Origin of the sequence: Cyanobium gracile UHCC 0281 (genome assembly GCF_034931305.1) — a bacterium.
Classification (GTDB): Bacteria; Cyanobacteriota; Cyanobacteriia; order PCC-6307; family Cyanobiaceae; genus Cyanobium; species Cyanobium gracile_A.
The window spans coordinates 103,074-120,684 of record NZ_JAYGHY010000001.1; the positions used below are offsets into that span (position 1 = coordinate 103,074).

Sequence of the window (17,611 nt, forward strand, 5' to 3'; positions counted from 1 at the left end):
ATGGGTTGGGATCCAGCCGTTCTACGCAAATACAACACCACCGGTCATTTCAGGCTGATCAATCAGCTGCGCTCCGAACTCAAGGGCAACCCCCTGATCCGCCCCAAGGATGGCGAGACCGTGGGTGCCGCCAACCGCAGCAAGAGCCTCACCCGGGCCCTGCAGAACCGTTCCCAGACGGGGGGGTATGGGCGCAGCCGCCGCCCGATTCAGACCCCCCAGGCCGCTGCCCCTGCCCCCCTGCCCGTGATCGCTCCGGTGCAGGTTCCTGTTGAAAGTGCAGAAAGTCAGGAGGCGGCCAATGCCCGCAGTTTCCGTGAGCGCCTCAACGCCATCGAGATGCGCTGAGCGGCAACAAGGGTTCAGATTGATGGATCCCCGGACGGCGAAAAAGCCTGAAAGTCATGGGCCTGAATCTGTACGGATAAGAGGCCTATGATCTTCTGTCGTTTGAAACGACATGTCCACAATGGCTCGGGGGAGACTTGAACTCCCGACCTTGGGGTTATGAATCCCACGCTCTAACCAGCTGAGCTACCGAGCCAATTGAAGGGATCCTAGACGATCACCTTCACAGCCCCCGAGCCGGATCAGGCCCGGGGAGGGAGCATCTGCAGGGGGTTGATAGCGCCGCGGCCGGGCGGGTGAATCTCGAAGTGCAGGTGCGGGCCGGTGCTGCGGCCCGTGCTGCCCATCTGGCTGATCACCTGACCCTGGGACACGGCCTCGCCCTTGCTCACCAGCAGACGGCTGTTGTGGGCGTACAGGCTGCGGCTGCCATCCGGGTGGGCGATCTCCACGAGGTAGCCGTAGCCGCCCTCATGCCAGCCGGCGAAGGAGACCTGACCCTCCTTGGCAGCCATGATCGGTGTACCGACGTTGTTGGCGACGTCGATGCCTTTGTGCATCCGGCCCCATCGCCAGCCGAAGCCGGAGGTGAACACCCCTTTGGTGGGCCAGATCCAGGTGGTGGAAGGGGCGTTGTTGCCGCCGTTGAACGGGGGCTGGGGATCCCCGAAGTCTGGGGTATCGGGCCAGCTGATGCCGCCGCTTGTCGAGGGCTTGAGGCCCAGCAGCATGCGGGTCCGGCCGGGGGCCGACTGGGCGAGACGCACCTGGCTGCCCACCACGAGCCGGGCAGTCTCCAGCCCTGGATTCAGACGAACCAGCTCGGCCACGCTGAGTCCGTAGCGCTGAGCCAGCTTCAGCACCGTGTCGCCAAAGCGCACCACGCCGTCGTTGTCCACCGGCGGAGGGCTGGAGACAGGTGGGGACTGGCGCTGGTTGGAGGAATCGAGGGAGGCAATGCGTCCGAGGCGCTCCTTGCCCCGGGAGGGCACCACGAGCCAGTCGCCGTTGCCAAAGCGATGGTCTTCATCGACGTCGTTCAGACGGGCCAGGCGGCTCTCATCGAGGTCGAGGGCGGTGGAGAGCTCCTCGATGGAGACAGGCCGGCGCACCTTGACCCAGATCCGATCAGCGGATGTGGGCAGGGACGCCAGCAGAGTTTCAGTGGACACCGTGTTGGGGGTGTCGTCAGCCAGGACAGCCACGAGCGGCACGACGGCCGGTGTGGAAAGGAGAAAGGGAAGAATCAAGCGGAAAGGCTTCATGCATTTCACATCCATCGGACAAAACCCAGCAGAGAAGCCAACATCTGCGGGTCGGCCAGAGAGTAGCGCTATGAACCTCAGGCAGCAAGGTTCAACAGGCACAACTCGGTCCGAACACCAGCAGTCATCCGCTCCGCTATCCGCGTTCGCCCCCCTCGGCGGGCCCCAGCTGGCGCAGGGCCTCGAACAGCACGATGCCAACGGACACCGAGAGATTGAGGCTGCGGACCCCACCCTCGCCGGGGCGGGCCCGGCGGGCCATGGGGATGGTGAGTCGCGCGTCGGCCGATGCCTGCAGGGCGTTCGGTAATCCGTCCGTCTCGCGTCCGAACAGCAGCCAGTCGTCGCTGCGGAAGCGGAAGTCGGTGTACGCCGCCTCCACCTGGCTGCTGAGAGCCACCAGGCGGCCGCCCCGTCGCTGCCGTTCTGCCTGGAAGCCGACCAGGTCGGCGTGGCGCTGCAGCGACACCCAGGGCCAGTAGTCCAGGCCGGCCCGGCGCAGGTGGCGGTCGCTGATCGTGAATCCCAGGGGCTCGATCAGATGCAGCTCCGAGCCGGTGGCGGCGCAGGTGCGCGCCACGTTGCCCGTGTTCGGCGGAATCTGCGGCTGGTAGAGAACGACGCGGGGCATGCGGGCTGGCCCTCAGTGGTCGGGAGGGACAGGCTGGCTGAAGGCCAGCAGGTCGATGGCACGGCCCTGCAGGACGAGCCAGGCGGCCTCGCTGAGGCCCTGGAGCTCCTGCTGCATCGTCCCCAGCCGATCACGGAAGCAGGATCCCGCGGCCGTGGCCGGCACCACCCCCCAGCCCGTTTCCTCGCAGACCACCACCAGGGGCGCCCGGCAGCGGCGGATGGCCGTGATCAGCTCGTTACAGCGGCAGGCCCAGGCCTCGGGCTCCAGCACCAGATGGGCGGCCACCCAGGTGCCGAGGGAATCCACCAGGCCCAGCTGGTCCGGTTCCAGAGCGTCGAGGGCGCCAGCGAGTTCACCGCCCACCTCTCGGCAGCTCCACTGGGGCGGGCGCCGCTGGCGATGGCGCTGCAGCCGCGCCTGCCAGGACGGGTCGTCGGGCAGGGATGGACCGGTGGCCAGGTAAACCACCGCCAGGCCGCTCTGGGCGGCCAGATGCTCGGCCCAGCGGCTCTTGCCCCCCCGCGAGGGACCGCTGACGAGGGTGAGAGGCGGGTGGCGAGGCTCCTCGGCGAGGGACTCAGCCGCCACTTCAACCGCCACCGTTCATGTTGCGCAGGGTGGCCACCGAGGACGGCGACACACGGTTGAGGTAACGGAAGATCCAGTACTTGAAGATCGTGGCCAGCACCACCGGGAACGTGGCAATGAACAGCATCACGAAGTTCTCACGGGCCGGCAATCCGAGATGGTTGGCGATTCCGTCGAGGAGCACGGTCCAGCCTTCCGGACTGTGGAATCCCACGAAGATGTCGGTGAACAGAATGATGGCAAAGGCCTTGGCACTGTCGCTCAGGCCGTACACCAGTTCGTCGATGAACCCCCGCAGCACCTGGATATCGCGCCGGCCAGCGATGGCGATCACCACGAAGCCGATGAAGCCGGAGATGTCCGCCAGGACGTTCTTGATGGCGTGGGTGCTCTCCTGATCAGCCTCCTCCTTGAGGATCTGGGCGCGCTTGGAGAGCTCCGTCTGGAGCTCCTCGCGGCTGGGAAGGGGCTTGCCCTCCAGCAGCGCATCGAATTCGATTTCCGCCTGGTAGACGCGCAGTTTCTCGACGGCCCTCTCCTCCAACTGGGGTCTGGGGTAGGTGAGGAAGGCGTTGTCGGGGGCGAACCGATCCACCAAAGGCGACACCACGTACGTGCGGCTCACCTGTTGCACCAGCACCGGCACCAGGATCAGCAGCAGCAGGATGCGCAGGGACACCAGGGTGGAGTCGCGGCGGCGGCGGAAGCCAGCCACCACACTCGCCTCCGCTTCCGGATCAAGCTGGCGGCGCACCGTGTCGACCACGCTCACCAGGCTGCGGGGCAGCATCTCCGGCGAGCGGCTGAGGGCCGGCAGCTCCTCCCTGGCCACGGAGTACCGGCCGGTGACCGTGTCGATCAGCTGGAACTGGCGCAGTTCCTGCCCGGAGAGTTCCTGGCGGTAGGGGGCCAGCACCGTCCTGGCCTGACGGCAGACCTGCAGGGCAGCGCGAAAGCGGCGCAGCACCTGGGCCTGCATGGCCCGTGGAATGCTCAGCTCCAGTTCCGGACGCACCGGGCGGTCGTTGTAGTGCTCCATCTCGATGCTCTGGATGAGCAGGGCGGCTTCGTAGCCGCGCTCAAGATCGGCGCTCAGGTCAAACGACTGGGCCCTCCCGAAGGTGCCCATCCAGTCAGTCAGTCCCATTAGGAGGAAAGGGGCGTGGGGATCAACGGGAGAAGACCCACCAGGTGAGCATCGGCACCACGGTTCCCACCACCAGCAGAACGATCACCCAGGTGAAGGCGTTGCTGCTGGACGTTTCCTCACGGGTGGGGATGTTGCTGACGACGGCGGCGGTCTCCTCGATGACGGGTTCCCCCGGATCTTCACCGCCCTGGAGAACGGTGGCAAGGCGTTGCAGGGCATCGACGGCGGCCTGGCGATAGCGATCGCCGCTGCGCAGGGGCTGGGCCATCGTGGTCGCGGCGGTGCTCTGCAGCAGTTCGGTCGGCAGCTGCCGGTCGAGCGGGGCCTGGGCGGTGATCGCCGTGGCCCGGGTCTGGGTGTCGATCAGCAGCAGCAGCAGGGGATCAGGGCTGCTGCCGGCCGGGGGATCAGCCGACCAACGCTCCAGCAGCTGGTTGGCCAGGCTGTCGAGCCCCAGGCCGTAATCGAGCCGGGTGAGGGTGATCAGCCGGGCATCGACCCGTTCAGCGGAGAAGGCCTCCAGTTGGTGCTCGATTTCGGCATTGCCGGCCCGGCTGAGCACCTTGGCTCCATCCAGCACATGCTCGGCCGGTGGGCGCAGGGGCAGGTCGGCGGCGGACACGGCCAGGGCAGCGGCAACCGGAGCGGCCAGCACCAGGGCCAGGGCCAGCACCAGGGAGAGCAGGGACCGGCGCAGAGGGGTCACTGAAGCCAAGGCCATCGTGCAAGACGCCACCAGTCTGCCGTTGCCGCTGCGTTCCGGCATCCTGAAAGCACCTTCGGTACCGGAACTCCACGATGGCGATGCCCGCCGCCGCCCGCGTTGTTCTGGTCTGTGGTCTGACGGGACTGGGCCTGGTGGTGCTCAACCAGATGACGGCCCCCAGCCTCGACCCTTCCCTGGAGCGGGCCTCGGTGCTGGGCAGCATCCTGTCGGTGCTGCTGTTGCTGGTGGCCCTGCTGTGGCAACGGGTGGAGCCCGTGGCTCCGGAGCGTGTGCCCCTGCAGGGGCGTGAGGGGCTCCACTTGGCACCGGATCTGGATGCTCCCCTGGCCGAAGAGCTGGGCTGGGGCAGCACGATGCTCCTGACCGCCACGCCGGCGGCGGTGGTGCTGCTCCACTGGCGCGGCCGCGTCCTGCTGGAGAGGGGTCTGCTGGGCAGCGGTGCGTTCCAGCCGGGGACGATCTGCCGGCGCTGCACGGCCACTGGCAAGGCGATCTCGCTGGTGGACCTGAAGCTCTATCCGGGTCGGGAGGAGTTCGCCGCCCTGCCCACCGGTCTGCCGGCCGTGCTGGTCCAACCCCTGGGACAGGAGGGAGTGCTGGTGCTGGGCGGCTGGTCTCCGCGCTGTTTCAGCCGCAGCGATCTGATCTGGGTGGACGGCTGGGCCCGGCGCCTCACAGGCGAATTGGCTCGGGTTTCGGCCGAGGAGGCGCCGGCCGGGGAGGTGTCTTCGACGGCGGCACCTGGAACTGGCTGAACACCCGACCGCCAGGAGCGGTGACGACGACAGAACCGTTCTCCCCCAGCTGGCCCCGCAGCAGGCGGCCCCGGGTGAGCTGGCGGTTGGCGGGACGTTGCAACAACACGGAGCCATCGGCTGCGACCGCCTGGGTCTGCCAGTTCCAGGAACAGCTCCGGGCCTCGAGGCTGGCGCCGTCCTGCTGGATGAAGCAGCCCGCCGGAATCCGCACGATCTGCTGGGCCGCATCCACCTGCATGGCCTTGCCCCGGGCGCTGGCGCCACCAGACACCGCTGGGTCGCTGAACAGCACCGGGGGCCCCAGGTTGAACAGCTGCTTCTGGGTGTTGCCGTTCAAGGAGGTGGCCGTGAGGGTCTGGGGGGGGGCGCCAGCGGCTGACCCCGGAGGCCGCCGTTCCCCGAGCACCGGCCCGCGGGCGTTGAGGGCGCCGCTGCCGGGTTGCCACAGCACCGAGGCCACCGTCACGACGATCTGGGGAGCGCCGACGGGATTGGCCTGGAAGGGATCAAACGCCTGGGCCCAGCGCTGCAGACGCGGTTTCCCCTGCAGATCCAGGGTGTCTTTGTCGATGCGGAAGGTGGCCCGCTCGGCGGACAGTCGCGTGTTGGGATCGAAGCCCTCTGGGTGCCGGTCGATCTCCATCAGGTTGCGGCTGGGGATCCAGCGCACCCGGGAGCCCTGGATCATCACCGGTGCGTTGCCCAGACGCTGCAGGCGGATCCGCCCCTCCAGCAGGATCACGGCCCCGTCGTTGATCAACGTTCCGGTGGAGGCCTCCACCCGGTAGGCGGGCTTGCCATTGCTGTAAATCACGCCGCGGGGCTGCAGGGCCCGGGCCACCCGTCGCCGCAGGTCATAGCGGGCCTCCGGACTGGTCAGCTCCCAGTTGGGGCGCCCAAACACATCTTGCTGACGGAGATCCAGGGAGCGGAACACGAACGGGGTGGGGGCCGTCTCGCGGGCCACCTCACCAGGACCGCAGCCCGTGAGCAACAGCAGCAGCGGGGCCGCCAGAAGCCAGGGTCGGGTCAGGAGGGGAGGGGTCAAAGGGGGGAATCCAGTTCCAGACGGTGCAGCACCGGCGTCGGCTCGGGCAGGGGATCGCCGCAGGCCAGCTTCCCCCAGTGTCGGGCCGCCGTCCAGCCGGTGTCGCCCCCCAGCTCCGGCTGGGCCAACTGGCTCAGCATCCGCCCGGAGAGATCGGGCAGCAGGGGCGCCAGCAACAGGGCCACCCAGCGGCTGGTTTCCAGGACGGCGTAGAGATCGGCGGCCACCCCGGGACGGCCCTCTTCGCTCTTGATCGCCTTCCAGGGGGCCCGGTCGTTGAGGAAGCCGTTGGCGGCTTCGGCCAGCTCCAGGATCGCCACGGCGGCCGAGCGGAAATCCAGGGCCTCAAGGGCAGCATCAACGGCCTCGGCACAGGCCGTTGAGCGCAGGGCCAGCGGATGGTCGGCAGCGGCGGCATCACCAGCCGGCGGCACGGCCCCGTCAAACCAGCGCCGCGCCATCGAGGACGTGCGGTTGAGCAGGTTGCCGATCGTGTTGGCCAGGTCGTTGTTGACCAGGTCGCTGAAGCGCTGCTGCTGGAAATCGCCGTCGTCGCCGAAGGGGATGTCCCGCAACAGGTACCAGCGCACCGCATCGGCGCCGCAGCGCTCCAGCAGCACGTCGGGATCGAGCACGTTGCCGAGCGACTTGCCCATCTTCTGGCCCTCCCGAGTGAGGAAGCCATGGCCAAAGACTTTCTGCGGCAACGGCAGACCGGCCGACAGCAGCATCGCCGGCCAGTAGACGGCGTGGAACCGCAGGATGTCCTTGCCGATCACGTGCAGCTGGGCCGGCCAGCCGCGCTCGATCAGCAGGTCCAGGTCGGCGGGGTCGTCCGGGCCGAGCAGGGCCGAGAGGTAGCCCAGCAGGGCGTCAAACCAGACATAAAAGGTATGGCCGTCGTAGCCGGGGACCGGAATGCCCCAGGGCAGATCGAGCCGGGAGATGGAGAAGTCGCGCAGGCCTCCGGCGACGAAGTTCTCCACCTCCCGGCGCCGGGAGCGGGGCGCGATGAAGTCCTCGCTGGCCACCAGCCGCTCGATCTGCTCCTGATAGCGGGAGAGGCGGAAGAAGAGGTTGAGCTCGTCGCGCCACTCCAGGGGGCGCAGGTGGATCGGGCAGTGGGGCTCGGTGGCCGCAGGGGATTCCTCCTTGAATTCCTCGCAGGCGACGCAGTACCAGCCCTGCTGGCGCCCTTCGATCACATCGCCGCTGGCCTCGACCCGGGCGAAGAACTGCTCGACGATCGCCCGGTGGCGCGGATCGGTGGTGCGGATGAAGCGGTCGTTGCTGATGCCCCAGCGCCGCCAGAGGTCGCGGTACTCGCCGCTGATGGCGTCGCAGTGGGCCTGGGGGGTGAGGCCGGCGGCCTCGGCCGAGCGCTGGATCTTGAGGCCGTGCTCGTCGCAGCCGGTGATGAAGGTGACGTCCTCCCCCTGCAGCCGCCGGAAGCGGGCGATGCTGTCGCAGGCGAGGGTGGTGTAGGTGCTGCCCAGGTGGGCGCGGTCGTTGACGTAATAGAGGGGGGTGGTGAGGGTATAGGTCATCGGCAGGCGACGTCGGCCGGGTCCGCCGGCGGCAGGAGGGAGTCCCGTGACGCCCCCGTGACGCTCTTGGGCCCAGGCCCGGGGCCCGGATCCTACCCATGGCCCCGGGATGGGATGCTGGCCCCCTGACCCCGGCCCCTTCTCCCCGATGCGCACGGGCTTCGATCGCAGGGCGGACGTGCTCGTGTGGGGCGGCGGCAGCGGTGGCATCGCCGCGGCGCTGCAGGCCGCCCGCTCCGGCGTCGACACCCTGCTGCTCACCCCCGGGCCCTGGCTCGGCGGCATGGTGAGCGCGGCCGGGGTCTGCGCCCCCGATGGCAATGAGCTGAGCCCCTGGCAGAGCGGCCTGTGGGGGGCCCTGCTGCGGGCCCTGCAAGGGATTGAACCGGAGGGGCTGGATCAGAACTGGGTGAGCTGCTTCGGCTACCGCCCCGCCAGCGCCGAGCGGATCCTGCGCCGCTGGGTCGCCGCCGAAGCTCGGCTCGACTGGTGGGCCGGGGCCGGGCTGGGGCCGATCGAGCGGGACGGCGATCGCATCAGCGCCGTGACCGTGGTGCACGGCGGCCTCCAGCGACGACTTCTGCCCACGATCGTCATCGACGGCAGCGACCGCGGCGACCTGTTTCCCCTGGCCGGCGCCCCGTTCCGCTTCGGCTGGGAGGCCAGGGAGCTGTGGCAGGAGCCCAGCGCCCCCACGGCGGCGGCCCTGGCGGGCGACCCCTTCTTCCAGCGACAGCCGGTCCAATCTCCCACTTGGGTGTGCCTGGGCCAGTTGGACGAACGGGGGGGACCGGCTGCACCCGACCGGGAGGCCTGGCAGCACTCCCCCCCGTCCCTTGCTGCCCCGTTTGCCAGGGCCACCGAGGCCTTCGGCCTGGAGCGCACCCTCACCTATGGCCGCCTGCCCGGCGGACTGGTGATGCTGAACTGGCCCCTGCATGGCAACGACTGGCACCACGGCCTGGAGCGGGCCTTTGCCGAACGCGTCGCCGGCGGCGCCGTTGAAGCTGAAGCGGCCGAAGCGGAGCTGCTGGCGGCGATGCGCCACCACAGCGAAGCCTTCGCGGCCGACCTGCGCCAGGCCAGCGGCGGCTGGCTGGGGCCGGCGGAGGTGTTTCCCACGCCCGAAGAGGCCAGCACCGGCCGGCTCAGCGGCTCGGGCTCCCTGGCGCTGATGCCCTACTGGCGCGAGGGCCGCCGGCTGGTGGCCCGGGAGCAGGTGCTGGAGCAGCACCTGCTGCCCCAGGGGGAGGGTGCCTGCATCGCCCCCCTCAGCTGCGATCCCCGCGGGGCTTTGAGCAGCATGGCGGTGGGCAATTACGCCAACGATCACCACTACCCCGGCGGCGACTGGCCCCTGGCCCCCAAGAGCTGCCGCTGGGGTGGTCGCTGGAGCGGCACCCCGTTCACCATCCCCTACGGCGCCCTGGTGAGTGCGGGGGTCTCCAATCTGCTGGCGGCCGACAAGAACGTCGGCGTCAGTCACATGGCGAATGGGGCCACCCGGCTGCAGCCCCTGGTGGTCAACATCGGCCAGGCCGCCGGCCTGGCGGCCGCCCTGTGCGTGCGCCACGGGCTGGAGCCGGCCGCACTTCCCGTGCGACGCCTGCAGGTGGCCCTGATCGAGGATCCGCTGGCCCCGGCCGCCGTGGTGCCGCTGTGGGACACCCCCTGGCACCACCCCTTGTGGCGTGAGCGGCATCTTCAGGCGCTGGAGGCGCCGGAGCGACTGGATCGGCACGGGCAGCTGCAGGCGGGCGCGGAGCTCGCGCCGCCAGCGGGCTGGGCGCCTCCCCCGGAGCCCGGCGAGCGGCTCTGGCGCGGGGAGCTGGTGCCGGATGGCCAGGGCGGCTACGTGCTCCACGGCGAAGCGGGGGCCTGGCCGTTGATCACTCTGGAGCCGGCCCTGCACCACTGGCTGCTGGGCCTCGATCGCCCCACCCCGGCGGCCCTGATCGGCTGTGCCAACCCCTGGGGCCCGTGGCTGCGGGTGTCGCGCGCCGTGCCGTGAAGGCACTGCTCAGCGGCGCCGCCATCGCCCTCACCTTCGCAGCCTTTCTCCCTTACATCGTCTCGATCCGATCGGGTCGCACCCGCCCCCATGTGTTCTCCTGGCTGATCTGGGGCGTCACCACCCTGCTGGTGTTCCTGGCCCAGCGTGCCGGGGGCGGTGGGGTCGGCACCTGGCCCACCGGCGTGTCGGCCCTGATCACCTTCCTCATCGCTTGGCTGGCCTTCGCCCATGGCGCCGACCGGGAGATCACGACGAGCGACTGGCTGTTCCTGCTGGGGGCCAGCTCGGCCCTGCCTTTCTGGTTCCTCACCGCCGATCCCCTCTGGGCCGTGGTGATCCTCACCCTGGTGGATCTGCTGGGCTTCGGGCCCACCCTGCGGCGGGCCTATGCCCACCCCGAGCAGGAACGGGTCGGCTTCTACAGCCTGTTCGTGCTGCGCAATCTGCTGGTGCTCCTGTCCCTGGAGCGACTGACGCTCACCACGGCGCTGTTCCCGGCGGCGGTGGGCCTGGGCTGCGTGGGACTGGTGCTGCTGCTGCTCTGGCGGCGACGCTCCTTGCGGGCCTGAGGTCGGCGAAGATGACTTGGATCAGCGCCATTGCCCCATGGTTTCCGCCCATCCCGGATCCGGCCTCCGGCCCCTGCCCGTGCTGCTCTCCCTGGCGGGTTCGGCGCTGCTGCTGGCCGGCCTGCCCGCCCGGGCCCAGGGCCTCAACAACATGCGCGACCAGCTGATCATTCACTACTGCACCCTGGCGGTGAACGCCGACTTCGCCAAGGCAGGCAAGACGGTGCCGGCGGGCCTGGCGACGGACACCTGCACCTGCGTGGCCCAGCAGGTGAACGCCCGGGCCTCCATTGCCCAGGCCGAAACCATCTGCAAGCAGCAGGCGTTGGGCAAGTACAACCTCAGTCCCTGAATCAGGATGGCCTAGGGGCCAGCCGTGAAGCGCAGCAGGTCCCGCAGGGAATCCACCTGCTGCAGCCGCACCAGCAGCGCGTCGCCGGGGCCGGGATCGCCATGGCAGTCGGCGGCCAGGTCCATGGCCAGATCGGGGAGATGCACCAGGCCGAGCCGGTCCTGCGGTCGCAGCCAGCGCAGGAACAGCGCCGGCCACTGGTGCTGCTCCTGCGCCTCGAACCACACCTGCTGCCAGTGGCGCTGGTCCTCCCGGGCGATCTGCAGGCCCTGGCGGATGGCCCCCTCCAGCTCCGCCAGCAGCGCCCCCAGCTCGGCCTCATCCAGCACCGGCTGCCCCTGCTGGTGAGCCAGCAGCTGACGCTGCACCAGCAGGTCGTTGTAACGGCGGATCGGTGAGGTGGCCTGCACGTAGCAGGGCAGGCCGAGGGAAAAGTGGGGAGCCGGAGTGGTGCCCAGAAGGCCCCGGCTGAGGCAGCGCTTGATGGCGGCATGGCGTACCGGGCCGGCCGGCAGGCTCGCGAGCTCCGCCTCAGGCGGCAACTCCGCCGCCAGCTGGCTGCGGTAGGGCAGGGCCAGGTCCTGCTCCTGCCCGTGGCTGGCGATCACGGCCCCGGCCAGAATCATGGCCTCAGCCACCATCGTCCGTGACGGCGAGGGTTCGGTGATCTCCAGCTGGGCCCCCAGCTCGTCGCAGCGGATCCGGCCCTCAGGCTGATCCAGGTTGAGCGCCCCCCTGGCCAGCCGCCAGCGGCGCCGCTGCTCCATCAGGGAGTGGATCTCCTCGAGGTAGCGCTCCTGGGGCGGGGCCAGCTCGATCAGTTCATCGGCATCCGCATAACTCAGCCGATAGGCGGGCCGCACCCAACTGGGTTCCAGCCCGTGGCCCGCGACCGCGCCGTCGCCCGTCAGCTCCACCCACAGGCTCAGGGCCGCGCTGCGCTGGCCCATGCGCAGGCTCATCGGGCCGGTGCTGAGCACCTCGGGGAACATCGGCAGCGGCCCCCGGGCCAGGTAGAGACTGCTGGCCCGGCGCCGGGCTTCGGTGTCGAGGGGGCTGTCCGGTGCCACCAGCCGTCCCGGGTCGGCGATGTGGATCCACAGCCGCGGGGTACCGTCGGCCCTGCGTTCCAGGGAAAGGCCGTCATCGATGTCGCGGGTGTCCGCATCGTCGATGGTGACGGTGTGCAGGCCAGTGAGGTCGCGGCGGCACTCGTCTCCCGGCAGGGTGCTGGTGGCCAGCTGGGCCAGCCGCTGGGCTTCGGCCTCGAGTTCCGCTGTGAAGCCGGCCTGCCAGGTGGTGTTCTCCAGCGAGGGGAGGTGGTGCCGCTCCCACTGGCCCAGATCCACCAGCAGGTGCCGGATCGGCGAGGCTTCCATCGGGCAGTGGGCCGCCTGCAGGGCGCGATGCAGCTCATCCGGCAGGGGGCGGCTGGTGTCGCCGCTGGCCCACTCCCGCAGCAGGGACAGGTGTTGGCACTGCTCAGGCTCGAGCTGCTGTGCGTCGATCGGCTGGCGCTGGCGCAGGGCGTCCTGCCACTGGCGCCGGCGCCGCTCGGCCAGGTGCTGGCGGCGGGCGTCCCGACGCAGCCGCCTGACATCCACCAGCGGCCGGGCCTCCACCTGCTGCTGGCGCCAGCGGAACAGGGTTTGGGGGCCCTGCAGCCACAGCCAGCAGGCGGCTCTCTGGCTCGGGTCGCTGCCGTCGCCGATCAGGTCGACGAAGTCTTCCAGCGCAAGAGGCACCGGATCCGCCAGCAACAGCAACCAGGCGGCAGCCAGCTCCCGGGGGCTGGGGGCGGCCTGCAGCAATGACTCCTGGCTCAGGCCCCAGGGGGGCTGGGACAGGCGGGAGGGGGGCGGTAGGTCGCCCGGCAGGGCGGCCAGCAGATCGAGCTGACGCACCCCCCGCTGGACGGCCTTGGCCTCGAAACCCACCTTGAGATCGAGACGCGTACCCTTCTCGGCCACGACGACCGCCAGCAGGCTGCGGCTGTCGTCGTGGAGGCCGACCAGGTCACCCGGCGTGAACCGACGCGAGGCGGCGGGCAACTCAGCCTTCGGGATTCACGAAGGGCAGCAGGGCCACGATCCGGGCTCGCTTGACGGCATTGGTGAGATCGCGCTGCTGCTTGGCCGTCAGGCCGGTGAGCCGACGGGGCAGGATCTTGCCGCGCTCGGTGATGAACTTCTTGAGCAGATCGACGTCCTTGTAGTCGATCGGATCACCGGGCTTGATCGGCGACAGGCGCTTCTTGAAGAAGGAACTGGACATGGGAACGGACGGGGGGAACGAAAGGAGGAAACTGCCGCTGCAGGGTCCGGAAAATGGTCAGGAGAAAAGCTTCCGCGAGGAAAGCAAACTCACTTGATCTCCTTGTGGACGGTGGAGGCGTTGCAGTGGGGGCAGAACTTCTTGAGTTCAATCCGTTCGGTGGTGTTGCGGCGGTTCTTCTGGGTCGTGTACCGGGACACGCCAGGGGACCGCTTGGCGGGGTTGGACCGGCATTCGGTGCACTCGAGGGTGATCACCAGCCGGACGCCCTTGTTCTTGGCCATGGAAGGACGTTGCGCCGCGTATGCGTTGCAGGGAGACGATTCAGCACCATACCTCCCGGTGGGACAGGTCTCGATCGCTTCCTAAGGTGGATGGCTGCTGTGCAACGGTCCGATGCTGGTTTCGCTCCAATGGCTCCGGGAGCTGGTCAGCGTTGAACCGGCTTGTCTTGAGCCTGGGCATCTGGCGGAGCGCCTCTCGATTGCCGGCTTCGAGGTGGAGGGCATCGAAGATCTGGCGGCCCGGGCGGCCGGTGTGGTGGTGGGCCACGTGGTGCAGCGCGACCCCCACCCGAATGCCGACAAACTCAGCGTCTGCAAAGTGGACGTGGGGGATGGCGAGCCCCTTCAGATTGTCTGTGGCGCCCCGAATGTGCGCCAGGGTCTGCATGTGCCCGTGGCCCTGGTGGGCAGCACCCTGCCGGCGGTGGGGCTGACGATCAAACCGGCCGAACTGCGGGGGGTGGCCAGCAGCGGCATGATCTGCTCCCTGCGGGAGATGGGCCTCGACGACGGCAGCGACGGCATCGCCGAGCTCGACAAGCTGCTGGCTGCCGTGCCCCCCCTGGGGACAGCTGTGGGCCCTCTGCTGGGCCTGGATGACCAGGTGCTGGAGCTGGCGATCACCGCCAACCGGCCCGATGGCCTGTCGATGCGGGGGATCGCCCGGGAAGTGGCGGCCCTCAGCGGCGGCAGCACCACCTTCCCCGCAGCGGCGCCCGTGGTGGCGGCCGAGCCCCTGGCGGCAGCGGCGGCCGACCTGGCGGCCATCGAGGCGGGCGGGCTGTTCAGCCTCACGGCCCTCAGCGGTGTGCGGGTGGGCCCTTCGCCGGACTGGCTGCGCCAGCGCCTGGAGCGGGCTGGTGTGCGCCCCATCAACAACGTGGTCGACATCACCAACCTGGTGATGCTGGAAACGGGCCAGCCCCTGCACGCCTTCGACCGGGATCGACTCGCAGCGCTCACGGGCAGCACTCCCGAGCCGGCCAGCATCGGCCTGCGCCAGGGCCGCAGCGGTGAGGCCTTCGTGGCCCTCGATGGCCAGGAGCGAACCCTGGGCGACGAGGCCCTGGTGGTCACCTACGCCGACCATCCGATCGCCCTGGCCGGGGTGATGGGGGGGCTGGGTGAGGCCGTCACCGAAGCCACTGGCGCCATCTGGCTGGAGGCGGCGGTGTTTGCCCCCCAGGCCGTGCGGCGCTCGGCCCGCAGCGTCGGGCTGCGCACCGAAGCCTGCAGCCGTTTCGAGAAGGGGGTACCGCGGGAGATCACCCTGGCTGCCGCCGACCGTGCCGTGGCTCTGCTGCAGGAGCTGAGCGGAGCCCGGCTGGAGGGGCGCTGGCTGCATCAGAAAGAAAAGGCAGCCCAGCTGCCCCTGGGGCTGCGGCGCGATGCCCTCCACAACCTGCTCGGTCCGGTGCTGCTGGCGGACGGCGAGGAGCGGGATCTCGATGACGGACGCATCAGCGCCACCCTGGAGGCCCTCGGCTGCGTGCTGGAGGACGACGAGGAGGGCTGGCAGGTGCAGGTGCCGGCGGAGCGGGCCATGGACCTCAAACGCGAGGTGGACCTGATTGAGGAGGTGGCGAGGCTGGTGGGCTACGACCACTTCGCGTGCCATCTGCCCGATCCCCTGATCCCCGGCGGCCTCGAACCGGCCCAGCAGCTGGAGCGGCGCCTGCGGCGGGCCCTGTGCGCGGCGGGGCTGCAGGAGGTCGTTTCGCTGTCTCTGGTTTCGGCAGCCACCGATCGGGTTCCCCTGGCCAATCCGCTCCTGGCCGACTACGGCCACCTGCGCGACAACCTGCACCAGGAGCTGCTCCAGGCCGCCCGGCGCAACCTGCAGGCCTCCCTGCCAGGGTTCTGGGGCTTTGAAATCGGCCGGGTGTTCCCGGGGGGCGCGGCCAGCGGTGAGGCACGCCACGCCGAGCGCACCTTGCTGGTGGGCGTGATCGCCGGGGAGCGGCGCGGCGAACGCTGGCGCAGCTCCGGCAAGCCCACCCCCCCCGACTACTTCCAGGCCCGTGGGGTGCTGCAGGCCGGTCTTGAGCCTCTGAGGTTGCCCTTGGAGGATCGTCCCCTGACCGACGCGCCTCTGCTGCACCCGGGGCGGGCCGCCCAGCTGGTGGTGGAAGGCAAGTCCGCAGGCTGGTTTGGCCAGCTCCACCCGGCTGAGGCCGAAGCCCTCGATCTCCCCTCGGCCACCTACGTGTTTCAGCTGGAGCTGGAGCCGCTGCTCAGCGCCGGCACCCGCCGCAACCGCTGGCAGCCGGCCTTCCGCCCCTTCGCCACCGTGCCGGCCTCGGAGCGCGATCTCGCCCTTGTCGTTCCCACCGACACCAGCGCCGCCGCCCTGCTGGCGGCGATCCGCAAGGCGGGCAAGCCCTTGCTGGAGCAGGCTGAACTCGTTGATCGCTACGAGGGCGCCCAGGTGGAGGCCGGCCGCTGCAGCCAGGCCTTCCGGCTGCGCTACCGCGACAGCGCCCGCACCCTCACCGACGAGGAGGTGGAGGCGGCCCATGGCCGGGTGCGCGACGCCCTCGAGCGCCAGTTCGGGGCCGAACAGCGCCGTTAGCGGCGTTCCAGGGCCGCCAGGGCCTCCACATGGCTGGTGTTGGGGAAGAAGTCGATGGGTTGCACCCAGTTCAGCCGGTAGACACCGGAAGCACACAGCTGGGCCAGGTCGCGGGCCAGGGCGGCCGGATCACAGCTCACGTAGGCGATACGGCTGGGTGGGGCCGCCAGGATCGCCGCCGTGGCGGCCGGGCTGAGTCCCTTGCGCGGTGGATCCAGCACCAGGGCCTGCATGCCCTGCAGCCGCTCCTCCAGCACCAGGGGCACGTCGGCCTGATCAAACTGCGCCCGACCCTCCAGTTCATTGGCGGCGGCGTTGAGCCGGGCCATGGCAACGGCGCGGGGATGCAGCTCCAGTCCGGTGACATGCCAGCCGGCGGCGGCCAGGGGCAGGCTGTAGGTGCCGATGCCGCAGTAGGCGTCCAGCAGGGAAGCATCGCCCGGCCCGGGGCCGAGGGCCTCCATCAGATGGGGCACCAACCGTTCGGCCTGGCGCGTGTTGACCTGGAAGAAGGTGTCGGCGGCGATGCGGAAGCGCAGGCCTGAGAAGGTTTCATTCAGCCAGTCCCTGCCACGGATCACCCGCGTCTCGTCCCCCATCAGCCGATTCGTCGGCCGGGGTTGGAGGTTGAGGCAAACGCCCACCAGTTCCGGCCATCGCTGCCGCCAGGCGTCGGCCAGGGTCTCAAGGCCCGGCAGCTCGTCATGGCTGCTGATCAGGGTGAGCAGCAGCTCGCCGGTGGCGGCCCCCACCCGCAGGCCCAGATGGCGCAGGCCAGGGCCGTCCTCGGCCTCGAGGTCACCGCCATGGCGATCGATCGGCCAGTCGCTGGCTTCCAGATCGGCCTTGAGCGGCGCGATCATGGCGTCGATGCGGGGGTCGAGCACTGGACAGCGGGCCATGTTGACGATCCGATGCGAGCCGCGCCGGTAGTAGCCGGCCCGCAGGGTGCCGTCGCCGCTGCGCTCCAGGGGAATCAGCGCGCGGTTGCGGTAGCCCAGGGTGGGGTCGGCCGCCAGCAGGGGGCGCACCGGCGCGTTGAGGCCGCCGATGCGCTGCAGGGTCTGCTCCAGGCTGCGTTGCTTCCACTCGGCCTCGGCGGCGTCGTTGAGGGGCTGCAGGCTGCAGCCGCCGCAGTTGTCGGCAAGGATGCAGGGGGGACGCCGGCGGTCTGGGGAGGGCGTGAGCACGCGCTGCAGCTGACCCACCAGATGGCGGCGGGCCACCACCTGCAGGCGCACCTCCACCGTGTCCCCGGGGAGAGCGCCGCTGACGAACACCACCTGGCCGTCGTGACGTCCCACCCCCTGGCCGTCGTGGCCGAGATCAGTGATCTCCATCTGCAGCTTTTCGCCCACCGAGGCCATGTGCGATCCGCACCACTGCTGCGACCCTATCGGGGGTCGTGCAAAGGGGCGTTACACCTTGCGCCCGAAGCCCGGGCTGGGGCTCCGGCCTCGATAGGATTCGCCGGACTGTGG

At 69.8% G+C, this 17,611-nt stretch carries 17 protein-coding genes and 1 tRNA gene; 6 read left to right on the top strand and 12 right to left on the bottom strand.

Features of this window, described 5'->3' with window-relative positions; genetic code table 11:
* Positions 1–348, top strand: a complete 348-nt coding sequence (locus VB739_RS00530; RefSeq protein ID WP_323355195.1) for a hypothetical protein — start codon at positions 1–3, stop codon at positions 346–348.
* A 122-nt stretch (positions 349–470) separates the two neighbouring features.
* On the opposite strand, the gene VB739_RS00535 is transcribed toward VB739_RS00530, so the two are convergent.
* The 6 genes from VB739_RS00535 to psb32 all read right to left on the bottom strand — a co-directional run bounded on the left by VB739_RS00535 (position 471) and on the right by psb32 (position 4,706).
* A tRNA-Met gene (locus tag VB739_RS00535) sits at positions 471–544 on the bottom strand.
* 46 nt (positions 545–590) lie between these two features.
* The gene (locus VB739_RS00540; RefSeq protein WP_323355196.1) at positions 591–1,613 is read right to left on the bottom strand and encodes a M23 family metallopeptidase; all 1,023 of its coding nucleotides are present in this window, start codon (positions 1,611–1,613) and stop codon (positions 591–593) included.
* A gap of 136 nt (positions 1,614–1,749) precedes the next feature.
* Positions 1,750–2,244 carry a tRNA (cytidine(34)-2'-O)-methyltransferase gene (locus VB739_RS00545; protein ID WP_323355197.1) on the bottom strand — a complete coding sequence of 165 codons (495 nt, stop codon included), beginning with the start codon at positions 2,242–2,244 and terminating at the stop codon, positions 1,750–1,752.
* Between the two features lie 12 nt (positions 2,245–2,256).
* On the bottom strand, positions 2,257–2,847 hold the full coding sequence (cobU, locus tag VB739_RS00550) for a bifunctional adenosylcobinamide kinase/adenosylcobinamide-phosphate guanylyltransferase (protein WP_323355198.1): 591 nt from the start codon (positions 2,845–2,847) through the stop codon (positions 2,257–2,259).
* A complete protein-coding gene (gene pxcA / locus VB739_RS00555; RefSeq protein ID WP_323355199.1) occupies positions 2,837–3,982 on the bottom strand; it encodes a proton extrusion protein PcxA in 1,146 nt (381 codons plus the stop codon). Before pxcA ends, cobU begins: the two co-directional genes overlap by 11 nt.
* 22 nt (positions 3,983–4,004) lie before the next feature.
* Positions 4,005–4,706 carry a photosystem II repair protein Psb32 gene (gene psb32, locus VB739_RS00560; RefSeq protein ID WP_416233280.1) on the bottom strand — a complete coding sequence of 234 codons (702 nt, stop codon included), beginning with the start codon at positions 4,704–4,706 and terminating at the stop codon, positions 4,005–4,007.
* A 77-nt stretch (positions 4,707–4,783) separates the two neighbouring features.
* On the opposite strand from psb32, the gene VB739_RS00565 reads away from it, so the two are divergent.
* The gene (locus tag VB739_RS00565) at positions 4,784–5,467 is read left to right on the top strand and encodes a cofactor assembly of complex C subunit B (protein ID WP_323355201.1); all 684 of its coding nucleotides are present in this window, start codon (positions 4,784–4,786) and stop codon (positions 5,465–5,467) included.
* Here the strand turns inward: VB739_RS00565 and lptC are convergent.
* Positions 5,385–6,518, bottom strand: a complete 1,134-nt coding sequence (gene lptC / locus VB739_RS00570; RefSeq protein ID WP_323355202.1) for an LPS export ABC transporter periplasmic protein LptC — start codon at positions 6,516–6,518, stop codon at positions 5,385–5,387. The two genes, VB739_RS00565 and lptC, sit on opposite strands and share 83 nt — an antisense overlap.
* The gene (gene metG / locus VB739_RS00575; RefSeq protein ID WP_323355203.1) at positions 6,515–8,065 is read right to left on the bottom strand and encodes a methionine--tRNA ligase; all 1,551 of its coding nucleotides are present in this window, start codon (positions 8,063–8,065) and stop codon (positions 6,515–6,517) included. Before metG ends, lptC begins: the two co-directional genes overlap by 4 nt.
* A 148-nt stretch (positions 8,066–8,213) precedes the next feature.
* Here metG and VB739_RS00580 point away from each other — a divergent pair, with 148 nt between their 5' ends.
* From VB739_RS00580 to VB739_RS00590, 3 genes are read left to right on the top strand one after another with little or no spacing between them, the layout of a single operon-like run.
* Positions 8,214–10,076, top strand: a complete 1,863-nt coding sequence (locus tag VB739_RS00580) for an FAD-dependent oxidoreductase (RefSeq protein ID WP_323355230.1) — start codon at positions 8,214–8,216, stop codon at positions 10,074–10,076.
* Positions 10,073–10,648 (top strand): hypothetical protein, encoded by a 576-nt coding sequence (locus tag VB739_RS00585; protein ID WP_323355204.1) that lies wholly within the window; start codon positions 10,073–10,075, stop codon positions 10,646–10,648. The genes VB739_RS00580 and VB739_RS00585 overlap by 4 nt, the downstream gene beginning before the upstream one ends.
* Positions 10,649–10,685: 37 nt before the next feature.
* Positions 10,686–11,000 carry a hypothetical protein gene (locus VB739_RS00590; protein WP_323355205.1) on the top strand — a complete coding sequence of 105 codons (315 nt, stop codon included), beginning with the start codon at positions 10,686–10,688 and terminating at the stop codon, positions 10,998–11,000.
* An 11-nt stretch (positions 11,001–11,011) separates the two neighbouring features.
* On the opposite strand, the gene VB739_RS00595 is transcribed toward VB739_RS00590, so the two are convergent.
* From VB739_RS00595 to rpmG, 3 genes are all read right to left on the bottom strand, one after another.
* Positions 11,012–13,051 carry an RNB domain-containing ribonuclease gene (locus VB739_RS00595; RefSeq protein WP_323355206.1) on the bottom strand — a complete coding sequence of 680 codons (2,040 nt, stop codon included), beginning with the start codon at positions 13,049–13,051 and terminating at the stop codon, positions 11,012–11,014.
* 1 nt (position 13,052) lies between these two features.
* Positions 13,053–13,274: a 30S ribosomal protein S18 gene (gene rpsR / locus VB739_RS00600; RefSeq protein WP_006041316.1), complete on the bottom strand. Its 222-nt coding sequence runs from the start codon at positions 13,272–13,274 to the stop codon at positions 13,053–13,055.
* Between the two features lie 89 nt (positions 13,275–13,363).
* The gene (gene rpmG / locus VB739_RS00605; RefSeq protein WP_015108195.1) at positions 13,364–13,558 is read right to left on the bottom strand and encodes a 50S ribosomal protein L33; all 195 of its coding nucleotides are present in this window, start codon (positions 13,556–13,558) and stop codon (positions 13,364–13,366) included.
* A gap of 112 nt (positions 13,559–13,670) precedes the next feature.
* On the opposite strand from rpmG, the gene pheT reads away from it, so the two are divergent.
* Positions 13,671–16,130 carry a phenylalanine--tRNA ligase subunit beta gene (gene pheT / locus VB739_RS00610; protein ID WP_323355207.1) on the top strand — a complete coding sequence of 820 codons (2,460 nt, stop codon included), beginning with the start codon at positions 13,671–13,673 and terminating at the stop codon, positions 16,128–16,130.
* On the opposite strand, the gene rlmD is transcribed toward pheT, so the two are convergent.
* A complete protein-coding gene (gene rlmD, locus VB739_RS00615) occupies positions 16,127–17,497 on the bottom strand; it encodes a 23S rRNA (uracil(1939)-C(5))-methyltransferase RlmD (protein WP_323355208.1) in 1,371 nt (456 codons plus the stop codon). The two genes, pheT and rlmD, sit on opposite strands and share 4 nt — an antisense overlap.
* Positions 17,498–17,611 lie beyond the last annotated feature (114 nt).